The 13,785-nt window shown below is 46.2% G+C and carries 13 protein-coding genes; all 13 read right to left on the bottom strand.

What is annotated here, in order from left to right; all coding sequences use genetic code 11:
* Positions 1-173: 173 nt before the first annotated feature.
* Positions 174-1,253 carry a 30S ribosomal protein S1 gene (rpsA, locus tag FYJ57_RS07920; RefSeq protein ID WP_022173164.1) on the bottom strand — a complete coding sequence of 360 codons (1,080 nt, stop codon included), beginning with the start codon at positions 1,251-1,253 and terminating at the stop codon, positions 174-176.
* Positions 1,234-2,094 (bottom strand): 4-hydroxy-3-methylbut-2-enyl diphosphate reductase, encoded by an 861-nt coding sequence (gene ispH, locus FYJ57_RS07915; protein WP_154432273.1) that lies wholly within the window; start codon positions 2,092-2,094, stop codon positions 1,234-1,236. The genes rpsA and ispH overlap by 20 nt, the downstream gene beginning before the upstream one ends.
* A gap of 9 nt (positions 2,095-2,103) precedes the next feature.
* A complete protein-coding gene (gene cmk, locus FYJ57_RS07910) occupies positions 2,104-2,775 on the bottom strand; it encodes a (d)CMP kinase (RefSeq protein ID WP_154432272.1) in 672 nt (223 codons plus the stop codon).
* A gap of 222 nt (positions 2,776-2,997) precedes the next feature.
* The gene (locus FYJ57_RS07905) at positions 2,998-4,254 is read right to left on the bottom strand and encodes a BaiN/RdsA family NAD(P)/FAD-dependent oxidoreductase (protein WP_154432271.1); all 1,257 of its coding nucleotides are present in this window, start codon (positions 4,252-4,254) and stop codon (positions 2,998-3,000) included.
* Positions 4,251-5,177 (bottom strand): MurR/RpiR family transcriptional regulator, encoded by a 927-nt coding sequence (locus FYJ57_RS07900; RefSeq protein ID WP_154432270.1) that lies wholly within the window; start codon positions 5,175-5,177, stop codon positions 4,251-4,253. The genes FYJ57_RS07905 and FYJ57_RS07900 overlap by 4 nt, the downstream gene beginning before the upstream one ends.
* Before the next feature lie 166 nt (positions 5,178-5,343).
* Entirely contained in the window at positions 5,344-5,496 is a 153-nt protein-coding gene (locus FYJ57_RS16250) for a Fic family protein (protein WP_328597446.1), read from the bottom strand.
* 196 nt (positions 5,497-5,692) lie between these two features.
* Positions 5,693-5,947, bottom strand: coding sequence for a heavy-metal-associated domain-containing protein (locus tag FYJ57_RS07895; protein WP_154432269.1), 255 nt, complete (start codon positions 5,945-5,947; stop codon positions 5,693-5,695).
* Positions 5,948-5,984: 37 nt separating this feature from the next.
* Positions 5,985-8,516 (bottom strand): heavy metal translocating P-type ATPase, encoded by a 2,532-nt coding sequence (locus FYJ57_RS07890; protein WP_154432268.1) that lies wholly within the window; start codon positions 8,514-8,516, stop codon positions 5,985-5,987.
* A gap of 88 nt (positions 8,517-8,604) precedes the next feature.
* On the bottom strand, positions 8,605-8,952 hold the full coding sequence (locus FYJ57_RS07885; protein ID WP_118634480.1) for a metal-sensing transcriptional repressor: 348 nt from the start codon (positions 8,950-8,952) through the stop codon (positions 8,605-8,607).
* 306 nt (positions 8,953-9,258) lie between these two features.
* Positions 9,259-10,221 (bottom strand): beta-ketoacyl-ACP synthase III, encoded by a 963-nt coding sequence (locus FYJ57_RS07880; RefSeq protein WP_154432267.1) that lies wholly within the window; start codon positions 10,219-10,221, stop codon positions 9,259-9,261.
* A 181-nt stretch (positions 10,222-10,402) separates the two neighbouring features.
* On the bottom strand, positions 10,403-11,002 hold the full coding sequence (locus FYJ57_RS07875; RefSeq protein WP_154432266.1) for a DUF5662 family protein: 600 nt from the start codon (positions 11,000-11,002) through the stop codon (positions 10,403-10,405).
* 111 nt (positions 11,003-11,113) lie between these two features.
* Positions 11,114-12,988, bottom strand: coding sequence for an alpha-amylase family glycosyl hydrolase (locus FYJ57_RS07870; RefSeq protein WP_154432265.1), 1,875 nt, complete (start codon positions 12,986-12,988; stop codon positions 11,114-11,116).
* A 12-nt stretch (positions 12,989-13,000) separates the two neighbouring features.
* Positions 13,001-13,756 carry an exodeoxyribonuclease III gene (xth, locus tag FYJ57_RS07865; RefSeq protein ID WP_117525338.1) on the bottom strand — a complete coding sequence of 252 codons (756 nt, stop codon included), beginning with the start codon at positions 13,754-13,756 and terminating at the stop codon, positions 13,001-13,003.
* Positions 13,757-13,785: the final 29 nt, after the last annotated feature.

The raw sequence follows: 13,785 nt of genomic DNA, 5'->3' as shown, positions 1-13,785 counted from the left end.
TTTTGAATGATTGATTATAATATAGAAAAATCCGCGATTGTCACACACACAATCACGGATTTTGTTTTGTCATATGCATAAAAACCACCCGACATACTGTTTTGCATATCGGGTGGCTTATCTTTTGCTTACATAAATTTATGATCTGTCAGATCTCTTTGTTCAGCTACAGATTACTCTTCCTCTGCTGCTTCTTCAGCTGCAGGCTCCAGAGCTTTCATGCTCAGGCTGATTTTTTTCTCTTCGCCGTTGAAATCAACAACTTTTGCTGTGATTACCTGACCTACGCTCAGAACATCTGAAGGTTTTTCCACATGTTCTCTGGAGATCTGGGATACATGCAGAAGAGCATCTACGCCTGGTTCCAGTTCAACGAATGCGCCAAAGTCTGTCATACGTGCGATTGTTCCTTCTACTACGTTTCCTACAGCATATTTTTCATCTGCATTCAGCCACGGGTTCTGATCTTCGAACTTCAGGCTCAGTGCGATCTTATCTCCGTTGATATCTTTGATCAGAACTTTGATCGGCTCGCCGACTTTGAAGATCTTCTTCGGGTTTTCTACTCTTCCCCAGGACATCTCGGAGATATGCAGCAGACCATCTGCTCCGCCCAGATCGATGAATGCACCGAAATCTGTAACGTTCTTAACAACACCGTCTACAACATCGCCAACTGCGATCTTCTCAAACAGAGCTTTCTGCTGTTCAGCTTTTGCTGCCAGTAACAGCTGTTTTCTGTCACCGATGATTCTTCTTCTTCTCGGGTTGAACTCTGTGATAACGAATTCGATTTCCTGATCTGCATATTTGCTCAGATCTTTTTCATAAGTATCAGAAACCAGACTTGCAGGAATGAATACTCTTGCTTCGTCGATCACTACACTCAGTCCGCCATTCAGTACCTGAGAAACTTTTGCTTTCAGAACTTCTTTGTTTTCGAAAGCTTCTTCCAGTCTCTTGTTTCCTTTTTCTGCTGCCAGTCTCTTGTAGGTCAGCAGAACCTGTCCTTCACCGTCGTTTACTTTCAGGACTTTTACTTCCATAGTATCACCAGGTTTTACTACAGTTGTAAGGTCGATAGAGGAATCGTTGCTGTATTCGTTCTTTGTAAGAATACCATCAGCTTTGTAACCAATATTTAAAATGATCTCGTCTTCTTTGACGTCGATTACTGTACCTTCGACTACCTCCCCATTTCTAATTGTTTTTAATGATTCTTCCAGCATTTGTTCAAAACTTAATTCTGACATGTTTTTGAACCTCCTCAATTATATTATTTGGGGTGGAAGCCCCCGCTGTAATACCTACGCAACCAATACATTGAAAAGGCTTAGTATCCAAATCAACAAGTGTCTGTATATAGTAAGTATTTTCACACTCTTTTCGACAAATCTCGTATAATTTCTGCGTATTGGAACTATGTCTGCCGCCAATGACAATCATGGTATCTGCTTCGCAGGCAATCTGCCGTGCTTCCATCTGTCTTTCCTCGGTCGCACTACAGATTGTATTTAAAACAACTTTATCATACCTCTTTTTTTCAAAGATTTCAACTAATTCTTGAAATTTGTTGTAATTAAATGTCGTCTGACTCACCACACACAGCTTTTCACCCTCCGGAAAGGCGAGATTTTCGGCTTCTTCGTGGCTGGATATCACAGTCACCAGACCTTCACACCAGCCTTTGATGCCTTCCACTTCCGGATGAGTATCATTGCCAACAATAATAATATGGCGTCCTGCTTTACTTTCCCGCTCCACGATCTTATGGATCTTCCGTACAAACGGGCAAGTGGCATCCACACATTCCAGCCCTTTTTCTTCGATCACTTCGTAGATTTCTTTCGGTACGCCATGAGAACGGATCACCACAGTTCCTTCCATAAGATTTTTCAGTTCCTGTTCATTTTCCAGAACCCGGACACCTTTTTTCCCCAGATCCGTCACCACTTCTTCATTATGAATAATCGGTCCATAGGTGTAAATATTCTGTTTGCCCATGTTGACCTGTTCATATACTTTTTCCACCGCCCGTTTCACGCCGAAACAGAATCCCGCGGTACGGGCTACCAGAATCTTTCTTTCTTCCATATGCACCTCTTATGCCTGTTTCTTTTTCTCAAATTCTGCAATCACTGCCGCAGTCACTTCTTCGATTCCCATAAAGGACGTATCCACCAGCACTGCATCTTCTGCCTGGCGAAGCGGGGAGATCTCACGGTTCATATCACGGTTATCTCTCTCGATAATGTCAGCCTCGATCTGATCGAGTTCACCCGGCATTCCTTTTTCCTGCAGTTCCAGATATCTTCTCTTCGCACGCTCTTTCGCGCTGGCGGTCAGATAAATCTTGACTGTCGCATCCGGAAGTACCTGTGTTCCGATATCTCTTCCGTCCATGACTACATTTTCTTTTGCTGCCAGCTGTCTTTGCAATGCTACCAGTTTTTCTCTCACTTCTTTGATCACGGAGATCTTGGATGCGGTATTTCCTACGATTTCCTGACGGATCTCTGCGGATACATTTTTTCCGTTTAACAGAACCTGCTGTACGCCGTCTTCGTAAAGGATCGTCACATCGATATCCGGGCAGGCTGCTGCTACTTTCGCCTGATCCTGTGGATCAATGTTCTGTTCCAGCACATACAGTGCCATGGCACGGTACATGGCTCCGGTATCTACATAAATAAAAGACAGTTCTTTTGCCACTCTTTTTGCGATGGTGCTTTTTCCGGCACCGGACGGTCCGTCGATTGCGATTGCATAACTCATATGTTTTCCTCTTTCCCCGGAATATTCCGTTTTTTCTGTATTATTTTGTAACTATTCAGTACCTTCACAGTTACGAGCCAAAATGCATTTAAACGATAACACCTCGCGGGACAGTGGCTACTGAATAGTTACATTCTTTTTATCAAAACCACTTCATCCTCTGACAGTCTTATTGTCCTAAAATATCCTGAAATATTCTTCTTACCAAGCAGTTTTCTGCTTTTATCTTTCTGCCTCAGCTGCCGCCATTGCCGCCGCATGAGCCGTTGACCAAGCGATCTGCAGATTATAACCACCGGTCAGTGCATCCAGATCCAGCACTTCTCCGGCAAAATAAAGCCCTTTTGTCTTTTTGGACTCCATCGTCTTCGGATCCACTTCTTTTACCTGAACGCCGCCTTTTGTGATGATGGCCTCCTGGAAGCCCCGCAGTCCGGTCACGGTAAATGGAAAGGCTTTCGTCTTTTCGATAAATCCGGCACGTTCTTCTCTGGTGATCTCATGCACTTTTTTCCCCGGTGCGATGCCGCCGAGATCCAGCATAACCGGAAGAAGTTTTGCTGGGAATAAAGAACCGGCCACGTTTTTAAACTGTTTGTTCTTTCCTTCTTCGAATTCCCGCAGAAGTCTTGCGTCAAGCTGCTCTGCGGTCAGTGCCGGTTTCAGATCAATCCTCGCCGTCAGATACTTCTTTTTTAACAGTTTTCCCACCTTTGCGCTGGCTGATAACACCAGCGGGCCGGTAATCCCAAAATGTGTAAACATCATTTCCCCGAAATCTTCGTAGACACATTTTTTTCCGTCATACAAAGACAATGTCACATTTTTCAATGACAGTCCCTGTAATCTCGGAATATATTCCTCAGCCGTCACCATCGGCACCAGAGACGGCTGCAGATCCGTTACGGTATGACCACTCTCTTTTGCTATCCGGTATCCGTCCCCGGTGGAGCCTGTGGACGGATAAGAATTACCGCCAGTGGCAACCAGTACCTGTTCGCCCCGGATCTTTTCTCCGTTATCCAGCTGGATTCCGGTGATCTTTGCATTTGCGTCCTCTTCTTTTTCCACAAGAAGCCGTTTTACCCGGCTTCCCAGATGAATCTTCACACCGGCTTTCTTCATCTGCTGTTCCAGCGCCCTGATGATGTCTGAAGAATGGTCAGATAACGGGAACATCCGTCCACCCCGCTCCATCTTTGTCTTTACACCTGCAGTTTCAAAGAAGTCGATCACATCGTAGTTCGTGTAACCGTAGACGGCACTGTATAAAAAGCGCGGGTTGGTAATGAAGGACTCAAACAGTTCCTCTGTGGCACAGCCGTTGGTAAAGTTGCATCTGCCTTTTCCGGTAATGAAAAGTTTCTTTCCGAGTTTTTCGTTCTGTTCAAACAGATGCACTTCCATACCATTTCGCGCCGCGTAGACAGAAGCCAGCATACCCGCCGCACCTCCGCCGATAATCAAAAATCGTTTCATGTTTTATGGTCCTCCTGTTCCGGGTTCAACATCTTGATCGTATCGTCCGCATGTTCCATCTCATCGTTGCTGTATACCTGATATTCGTCCCATATTTTTTCCATAGTCTCAAGGGTATGCACAACTTCTTTCTGCCGCTTCATACAAAGTGCCACCACCAGTGCGTTAACCACGCTCAACGGTGCCACAAGAGAATCGACGATGGATGCCATATCACTTCTCGCGATAAGATTGCAGGATGAATACAGATTGATCGGAGAATGCACACTGTCGGTCAGTGTGATCACCTTTGCATTCCGGTTGTTGGCAAACTCAATTGCCTTTAAGGTTCGCATGGAATACCGCGGAAAACTGATGCCGATGATTGCATCCTGATCTCCGATACGGATCATCTGTTCAAAGATCTCGCTGGCGCTGCTCGTCTGGATCAGACGCACATCGTCCAGGATCATATTCAGATAAAAACTCAAAAAGTTGGCTAAGGGTGCACAGCTCCGGATACCGATAATATAGATAGTTCTCGCAGAAAGCAGTGTCTCCACCGCCATCTCAAATGCTGCATGATCGATATGTTCCATCGTCAGCTTGATGATCTCGATATCTGACTGAAACACCGTATCCAGGATCTCTGCTTCCGGTACATGCCCGTAGGTCACTTTCATGCGTTGGATCGAATTCAGCTTATTCCGTACCAGTTCTTCCAGTGCCCGGTGAAATTCCGGAAATCCTTTGTACCCCAGCTGTGTGGCAAATCGCACGGTCGTCGACTCACTGACGCCCACTTCTTTCCCCAGTTTCGATGCCGTCAGGAATACCGCTTTTTCATAATTTTTCAGCACATACGCTGCCAGACGTTTCTGCCCTTTGCTGAAAGTCTTATCATATTTTTGAATCCGCAACAATAAATTATCTGCCTGTTCCATGCTCTTCGTCCTCTGTCGTATAATTTCAGTATTTTATTATAGCATGATTTTTTCAAAAAGTGTACTATAGTTTTACAGGCACGGAAGTTTCGACCTTTCCCGGATCTTCCATGCCTGTAGGTTTTGATTTTTATTTACTTTTGACTTCCAATGCTATAAATCTTTATCAGATTTTCACATACCTCTGATTCCTGCTGTTTGGCTTATCCGGTATCGTCATCCTGACCAGATTCATCTCAATCGCCGGTTGAAGATGATTTCTTTTGAACAGGCTCCGAAAGATATTCTTTTTTCTCACTGATCTGATCAGATATATCATCCAAAATTTTATCAATCCGCAACAGTATAAATTCGAAAAAATAGTAGATTCATCAGCAGCATGGCAACAGGGAAATATCAGCCTTACTCTGAGTGCCATTCTAAGTGCCACATCGAAAAAGCGAATACAGAATGCTCAGTTTCTTTCCGAAAAAGAAAAGGCATCCTCCCGGACACCTTTTCCTTTTCCCATTTTCTCATCTTCCAAACAGGGAAAATCCTTTTTTCTTATACGGTTCTTCTGTCACAGAAGTTACCTGATAACCTGTTTTTTCGATGGCTGCTTTCAGTTTTTCATGATCCAGAGATTCTTCAGAGATGATCTCTGTCTGTTTCTTTCCGTGAGAAGAGCTTACTTTCTTGATTGGAAATGCATTTCTCACCGCTTCGTTCACATGACTTTCGCACATGCCACACATCATGCCGTCCACGCCAACGATTGTCTTTACCATTTTGTTTCCTTCTTTCTTTCAGATCTGTTCTTCACTTTTACTGAATGTTTTCCACCTGATATCCCTGGTCTTCCACCGCTTTTTTCAGAACCTCATCTGCTACTTCTGTCTCCATGCATACCACTGCAGTTCCTTTTTCATGGCTAACCTGTGCTTCGGTTACATGTTCCAGTTCTTCCAGAGTCTTTCTCACTCTTGCTTCACAGTGTCCGCACATCATACCTTTAATTGTCATTGTCTTCGTCATATTCTTTTCTCCTTTCGATGCCTCCCATTGCGGAAGGGTAACTTCATTTTTTATCTTATGATCTCTGTGTGAATCTTTCACTTTAAAAAGATTCAGGCGCAGAGCATTCGATACTACGCAGAAACTCGACAGGCTCATCGCCAGTGCTCCGAACATCGGGTTCAGTGTCCATCCGAAGATCGGGATCCACACACCGGCTGCCAGCGGAATACCGATAATGTTATAGAAAAATGCCCAAAACAGGTTCTCATGGATATTTCTCAATGTTGCACGGCTTAACCGGACAGCTGCCGGAACGTCACTCAGACGGCTCTTCATCAGTACTACATCTGCGGCATCGATCGCCACATCTGCACCTGCACCGATGGCGATTCCGATATCGGCTCTGGTCAGTGCCGGCGCATCGTTGATACCGTCTCCGACCATGGCTACTTTTCCGTATTCTTTTAATTTGCGGATCACGGCTTCTTTTCCATCCGGAAGGACTCCGGCGATAACCTGATCCACCCCTGCCTGTGCACCGATCGCTTTTGCAGTCTGCTCATTGTCCCCGGTCAGCATAACGACCCGGATACCCATATTCTGCAGTTCCTGTACCGCTTTCGGGCTGTCTTCCTTGATCACGTCAGCAACGGCGATCATACCGATCAATACGTCATCCTTTGCAAAAAGCAATGGGGTTTTTCCCTGTTTTGCCAGTATCTGTGCCTGATTTTTTACCTGTTTTCCTACTGTCACCTGGCTGCTGATATATTTCATGCTTCCACCGAGCAGTCTGTGTCCCTCCAATATTCCCGTCAGACCATTTCCTGCCAGTGCCCGGAAGTCTTCCACTTCTTTGGTGGCGATTTTTCGCTGTGCAATCTCTAACAAAACAGCTTTCGCCAGCGGATGTTCGCTCTTCTTTTCCAGTGCTCCTGCCAGTTCCAACAGTGTTTTTTCATCATATCCAGGTTCGCACACCAGATCCGTTACCCGCGGCTCCCCGCTTGTGATGGTTCCTGTCTTATCCAGTGCCACGATCTGCACTCTTCCGGCTTCTTCCAGCGAAACAGCGGTTTTAAAGAGGATACCATTTTTCGCTCCCATACCGTTACCAACCATGATCGCTACCGGTGTGGCAAGTCCCAGTGCACACGGGCAGCTGATGACCAGTACGGAAATACCTCTTGCCAGTGCATAGCCGACATTCTGTCCGGCAAGCAGCCATACGATCGTCGTAACTACCGCGATCAGGATAACCACCGGTACAAATACACCGGAAACTTTATCTGCGATCTTCGCAATCGGCGCTTTTGTCGCAGCCGCGTCGCTGACCATCCGGATGATCTGGGACAATGTGGTATCTTCCCCGACTCTCGTGGCTTCACAGCGGATAAATCCGGATTGGTTGATCGTAGCTGCCGATACCAGGTCACCCTCTTCTTTATCCACCGGGATGCTCTCTCCGGTCAGTGCCGCTTCATTGACTGCACTGTGTCCTTCCAGGATCTTTCCATCCACAGGAATACTCTCGCCCGGGCGAACCACAAAAATATCTCCTTTTTCTACCTGTTCGATCGGTACGGTGACTTCTTTTTCTCCCTTCACGAGAACGGCGATCTTCGGTGCTATATTCATAAGGCCTTTCAGTGCATCCGTGGTCTTTCCCTTGGATCTCGCCTCAAGCATCTTTCCTACGGTGATCAGTGTCAGGATCATTGCTGCGGATTCAAAATAAAAATCCATCATATAATCCATGACCGCTTCCATATTGCCGTCCACCTGTGCTCTGGTCATTGCAAAGAGAACATACACACTCCATAAGAAGGATGCCATCGATCCCATCGCTACCAGCGTATCCATGTTCGGGGATCTGTGCCACAGGCTCTTAAAACCACTGATAAAGAACTTCTGGTTGATCACCATGACAATACCTGCCAGAAGCAGTTGTACCAGACCCATCGCGATATGGTTATCCTCAAACCACGCCGGCAGCGGCCATCCCCACATCATATGTCCCATGGAAAAATACATCAATACCAGTAAAAATCCTACAGATGCGATCAGTCTGCGTTTTAAAACCGGTGTCTCTTTGTCTTCCAGTGCAGTTGCATCGGCTCCGAACTGTTTCTTTTCTCCGGCTCTTTTTTCGGAGGCACCGTATCCTGCCTGTTCCACCGCCGCAATGATCTGCTCCGGCGGTACATCTCCTTCCACGCCCATCGAATTGGTCAGAAGGCTGACGGAGCAGGAGGTAACTCCCGGAACTTTGCCCACTGCTTTTTCCACTCTGGCAGTGCAGGCGGCGCAGCTCATTCCGGTTACGTTGTATTGTCTCATGTCTTGCTTCACCCTTTCTGTACATAAATTTGTATAATAGCTTTTTTATCGATACCGGATTGCTCCGTACTTCGTACTCTCGCACTCCTTATTTCATCAATTTCTGCAGTGTTGCCATCAGCTCATCCACTACTTCGTCTTTTCCCTCACGAATATCCCGGACAACACAGGAATGAATATGGCTGGACAACAACTCCCGGTTAAACGCATTCATTGCAGCGCTGACCGCTGCGGACTGAATCAGGATATCGTTGCAGTAGGCATCTTTTTCAAGCATCCCCTTGATGCCGCGGATCTGTCCTTCGATCCGGCTCAGACGGTTCATCAACTTCTTTCGCTCATCCTGGGAACGGGCTGTGGTCTTGCGGTAACAGCAGCATCCGTTTTCTTCCTGTGCAATATTTTTTTCCGGTTCTTCACTTTCTTTTGCACACATCTCACATATTTCGTTATCTGTTTTTATAGATTCATCCTTTCGTGTAGGATTCTGTTCTTTCAATTGATCACCTCATTTATTTTTCATATACCCACGGGGAGTATCTTTACTATATACCCCCTGTGGGTATTTTGTCAAGGTACTTATTGTATAGTATTTCTCATTTTTCTGATTTTATTTTTCAGCATTCTGAAGCAACTACAAACTTTCACCTGTTACCCACGCAATATAAAAAAGAGCAACGGAACTCTTCTTATCCAAGTCCAAGTTTCCGTTGCTCCTGTATTTTTTTCTTTTGCTTTCCTTCTACCACTCTATCTGCGCCGCACCCCAGGTCAGCCCCGCACCAAATCCGGAGAGAATGATCTTCTGTCCTGGCTGCAGCATTCCCTTTTTGCTCATCTCATCGAGAAGGATCGGGATACTGGCTGCGGAAGTGTTGCCGTACTGCTCCATATTCATCGGGAACTTTTCTTCCGGCACCCCAAGCCGCTTTGCCACGGACTGAATGATTCTGCTGTTAGCCTGATGAAGAATAAACCAGTCAATTGTTTCTATCTGAGTTTCGGTCTTTTCTGTTACCTGTCGGATACATTCCGGGACCTTTTTCACTGCAAATCGAAAAACTTCCTGTCCGTTCATCTGAATATATTCAGTTTCAGAATCATTCTCTTTCCATGGATTCTCTATTTTCCTTCCCGGGCAGGTAAGTACTTCACCGCCCATGCCGTCCGACCACTGAACAAACCCTTCCATTCCATGATCTGCCGCCGTTACCACCGCCGCTCCGGCACCATCCCCGAACAGGACACAGGTGGAACGGTCGTTCCAGTCGATCAGTTTAGACAGCACTTCCACGCCCACCAGCAGGATATTTTTATAAATCCCGGCACAGATATACGCATGTGCGGTATGCAGGGCAAATAAAAAACCGGAACATGCCGCACTCAGATCAAACGCCGCCGCGTTCGTAGCATGGATGGCTTTCTGCACCAGACATGCAGTACTGGGAAACTGAAAATCACTGCTGCACGTTGCCACCAGGATCAGATCAATCTCCGATCCGTCCATCCCTGAATCTTTTAATGCTTCCTCTGCCGCAGCTGCTGCCATATCTATTCCACTTTCGTTGGTAGCAATTCGTCGATTTCGAATCCCCGTCCGGGAAGCGATCCACTCATCACTTGTATCCACCAGCTTTGCCAGATCGTCATTGGTCACCACATATTCCGGCAGATAACTTCCTGTTCCTATAATTTTCGTTGTCATATATGTTCCTCTTCTTCGCTTTTATTTTGAAATTCAAATTATTATCTTTTCAAAGTATATGTCATCTTTTCATTTTTGTCAAGCTACATAAGCAATAGAACTGTGGCAGAAATGCAACGCAATAAAAAAGACCGCCGGCATCGCTCTGCTCTCGCAGAACAATACCGGCCATCTTCTTTCTTCATTTTTGGGTAGGTAGCCCTCTCTCCGGGCTTACATAGGTGGATCCGCTTCCGCCGAATCTGCCTTTATTTTTCAGATACACATGTTTGATATACCAGAGGGTCTTTTCCTCCCCTTTCACTGCCAGCATCCGCAGCAGATATTCAATCTGTGCGCTGGTATCCGGATGAATGAACCACAGTCGGTCTTTTCCTTTCAGGAAATATTCCAGCGGTGAGGCATCTGTATAGGTTTCCGGGTGATAGATCCGTGATGCGCTAATGCGGTCCATGATCATCTCGGCGATATATTTTCTTGGCATCGGCATACCGGCAAGTACATGCTCCGCTCCGATTCCGTAATCTACCCAATATTCAAAATGATGTTTGTTTCTTCCTTTGTGATGCAGCCAGGAAGTAGATACTCCGGTGGCTTCTCTCTCTGCATTGTTGGGGCTTCTGGTTCCCTGATAGTATTTTGCTCCCACCATGAACTCGGTAGGAGAATATTTCGACAGGTCATGCAAAAATCCCTGCTTATACAATCCCACCTTAAAACAATACTTCATAACCAGAAATTTATGGGATGTGATCGTCTTAAAATGTCCCCATGCGTTCATATTACTTATCTCCCTGTTTTTCTAAGATTTTGTGGGCAAAAAGTATTTTGCTCACTTACTCACATTTTTGATGAGTACGAAGGCAGAAACCTTCCTGCCGGCAAGCTTGCGTCAGGCTTTTGCCCCCGATTCTCTGGCATCCCCTAATAATACCAGTATCGTCCGCGGTTTTACATAGATTGATTTCTTCTCTTCCAACAGCAGTTCCTTTCCTTTCGGGCAGACACTGTTTTTTTTCGAAGAATCAATCGCCAGATACCATCGCATCCCCTCCGGGATATCCGGCAGGGCAAATTTGTGTTCATTCCAGTGCATGTTGTAGATCACATAGATAAACACATCTTCTTTCCCGGTCATCTCTTTTGCATAACCACCACAGTACAGAATCCCGATCTGCCGGCTGCTGCTCTCCGTGTCTGCAAACCAGGCGCGTTCCGAATGATAGGAGATTTCCGGCCAGCCCAGGGATTTGTAATCGGTCGGGCGTAGCTCCTGTGGCATATGCAGGATCGGATGATCTTTTCGAAAACGGATCAGATCCTTTACAAACCCGGTAAACTGGCTGTAAGATCTGCCCTTTTTCCAGTCTATCCATCCGATTTCATTGTCCTGACAATATGCATTGTTATTACCCATCTGGCTGTTTTCCAGTTCGTCACCGCCGTATAACAACGGAGTCCCCTGTGACAAAAACAACAGCAGCATGGCATTCCTCATCTGTCTTCTTCGAAGTTCCAGAATCGACGTTTTTCTTGTCGGGCCTTCCACACCACAGTTCCAGCTGTAATTATACGCACTGCCGTCCCTGTTTTCCTCACCGTTCTCCATATTATGACGGGTATCATAACTGGTCATATCTGCCAGGGTAAAACCATCGTGGTTTGCCAGATAATGAACCTCACCGTGATCCTGGGGATTTTCTCTGGTGTAATATAAGAATCCATTCACCTGATCCTCATCACCTCTGAGAAAACGGCGCATCACGCTCTGGAATCCGCTGTGACAGGCTGCCAGACGTTTTTTTCCGCCCAGTTTTCTTGCGATTCCACCCATATCATAGCCACAGCCGATCAGTTTCACATCCGCCAGAACCGCATCTCTTGCCAAAAGTTCCATCCAGACACCATCACCCATCAGGACAAATCCGTCCACCCGGTATTCCATCCGCCAGAACCGCAGCACTTCCAACACCGTCTGTGGATCCGTCTCCGCCGGAAAATAAAAATCCATCAGATACTCGATGCCAGCATCATGAAGAGCGCTGAAAAAGCTTTTTAGCTCCTTCTCCGGCTGATTACTCTTACAGTAAGATGCCTTCGGAGCAAAATAATTTCCTTTCGTATATCCCCAGTAATTAAGTTTTTCTTCCTGATACCGTATCGTTTTATCATACCCATACCGGTCTTTTTCGCCGGTTTTTGACGGATATTCTTCAAAATCATACGACGGCATCAGTTCCAGCGAGGTAATCCCCAGTTCTTTCCAGTACGGGATCTTCTCCGCAAGTCCCTGAAACGTTCCCTTCGCCCGCACCCCGGAGGTCTTCTGCATCGTGTAGCCTCTCGGATGAACTTTATAAATCACCATATTTTCATAGGGAATCGATTCCGCAAGGGGCATCACTTCGTATCCTCTCAGCACTTTTGCCGAGGTCATCACTTCCCCTTCCGCTTTTTCGCCAAAACACGGTTCCCCCGTCACCAGTCTTGCCGCAGGATCAGTAAATGTTATCTCTCCCTGCCGGTACCGATACTCATACTGGTGCAGCCCCGGTTTTTCGACCATCACCGCATACCGTCTGCCGGTGCGATAAGTCTCATCCAGCAAAATACGCTGTTCTTCTCTCCCGTCCCTATAAAACAGAAGTTCCAGTGATTCTCCTGTTCTGGTATCCACAGCAAAATTATACCGGTTTCCTTTTCCGGTCACTCCCGGACGGGATGGATCACCCGGACTGGTCTTCCAGGGTTTTCTTTCTGTTCCCATCTTTTTCCCCCTCTATAAACAAATATCCAGTTCTACCGGACAATGATCGGATCCAAAAATCTCTGTGTGGATCTTCGCATCTTCCAGCCGGTCTTTCAGGCTTTCGGACACACAGAAATAGTCGATCCGCCATCCTGCATTCTTTTCTCTCGCTTTGAACCGATAAGACCACCAGGAGTAGATTCCTTCCTGCTCCGGGTAAAAATAACGAAAGGTATCGATGAAACCAGATTCCAGGACTCTTGAGAATTTTGTGCGCTCTTCATCGGTGAATCCGGCATTTTTCCGATTGGTTTTCGGGTTCTTTAAGTCTCGCTCACAGTGTGCGACATTAAGGTCACCGCAAAAAATAACAGGTTTCTCTTTCTCCAGCCCTTTCAGATACGCAAGAAAATCATCTTCCCATTGCATCCGGTAAGGAAGCCTGGCCAGTTCGTTCTGAGAATTTGGTGTGTATACGGTCACCATGAAAAAATCCGGGTATTCCAGTGTAATCACCCTACCCTCCTGGTCATGTTCCTCGATGTTGATTCCATATCGCACAGACAGCGGCTCCTGCTTTGTAAAAATCGCCGTACCTGAATATCCCTTTTTCACTGCATAATTCCAGTACTGATAATATCCCGGAAGTTCCAGCTCAATCTGTCCTTCCTGCAGTTTACTCTCCTGAATACAGAAAATGTCCGCATCCAATTCCTGAAATCGTTCCTTGAATCCTTTCGTCACACAGGCCCGCAGCCCATTTACATTCCATGATATCAGTTTCAAATATCTGTCCTCCTGTTTTGTCAAGTCTG

Source organism: Oliverpabstia intestinalis (genome assembly GCF_009696065.1).
Lineage (GTDB): Bacteria > Bacillota > Clostridia > Lachnospirales > Lachnospiraceae > Oliverpabstia > Oliverpabstia intestinalis.
This window is presented reverse-complemented; position numbering and strand designations above follow the sequence as displayed.

Excerpts from the sequence above, each read along its gene's own strand:
- rpsA (WP_022173164.1), bottom strand. The coding sequence starts at position 1,253 with ATGTCAGAATTAAGTTTTGAACAAATGCTGGAAGAATCATTAAAAACA.
- ispH (WP_154432273.1), bottom strand. The coding sequence starts at position 2,094 with ATGGAAGAAAGAAAGATTCTGGTAGCCCGTACCGCGGGATTCTGTTTC.
- cmk (WP_154432272.1), bottom strand. The coding sequence starts at position 2,775 with ATGAGTTATGCAATCGCAATCGACGGACCGTCCGGTGCCGGAAAAAGC.
- FYJ57_RS07905 (WP_154432271.1), bottom strand. The coding sequence starts at position 4,254 with ATGAAACGATTTTTGATTATCGGCGGAGGTGCGGCGGGTATGCTGGCT.
- FYJ57_RS07900 (WP_154432270.1), bottom strand. The coding sequence starts at position 5,177 with ATGGAACAGGCAGATAATTTATTGTTGCGGATTCAAAAATATGATAAG.
- FYJ57_RS16250 (WP_328597446.1), bottom strand. The coding sequence starts at position 5,496 with ATGATATATCTGATCAGATCAGTGAGAAAAAAGAATATCTTTCGGAGC.
- FYJ57_RS07895 (WP_154432269.1), bottom strand. The coding sequence starts at position 5,947 with ATGGTAAAGACAATCGTTGGCGTGGACGGCATGATGTGTGGCATGTGC.
- FYJ57_RS07890 (WP_154432268.1), bottom strand. The coding sequence starts at position 8,516 with ATGAGACAATACAACGTAACCGGAATGAGCTGCGCCGCCTGCACTGCC.
- FYJ57_RS07885 (WP_118634480.1), bottom strand. The coding sequence starts at position 8,952 with ATGTGTGCAAAAGAAAGTGAAGAACCGGAAAAAAATATTGCACAGGAA.
- FYJ57_RS07880 (WP_154432267.1), bottom strand. The coding sequence starts at position 10,221 with ATGACAACGAAAATTATAGGAACAGGAAGTTATCTGCCGGAATATGTG.
- FYJ57_RS07875 (WP_154432266.1), bottom strand. The coding sequence starts at position 11,002 with ATGAACGCATGGGGACATTTTAAGACGATCACATCCCATAAATTTCTG.
- FYJ57_RS07870 (WP_154432265.1), bottom strand. The coding sequence starts at position 12,988 with ATGGGAACAGAAAGAAAACCCTGGAAGACCAGTCCGGGTGATCCATCC.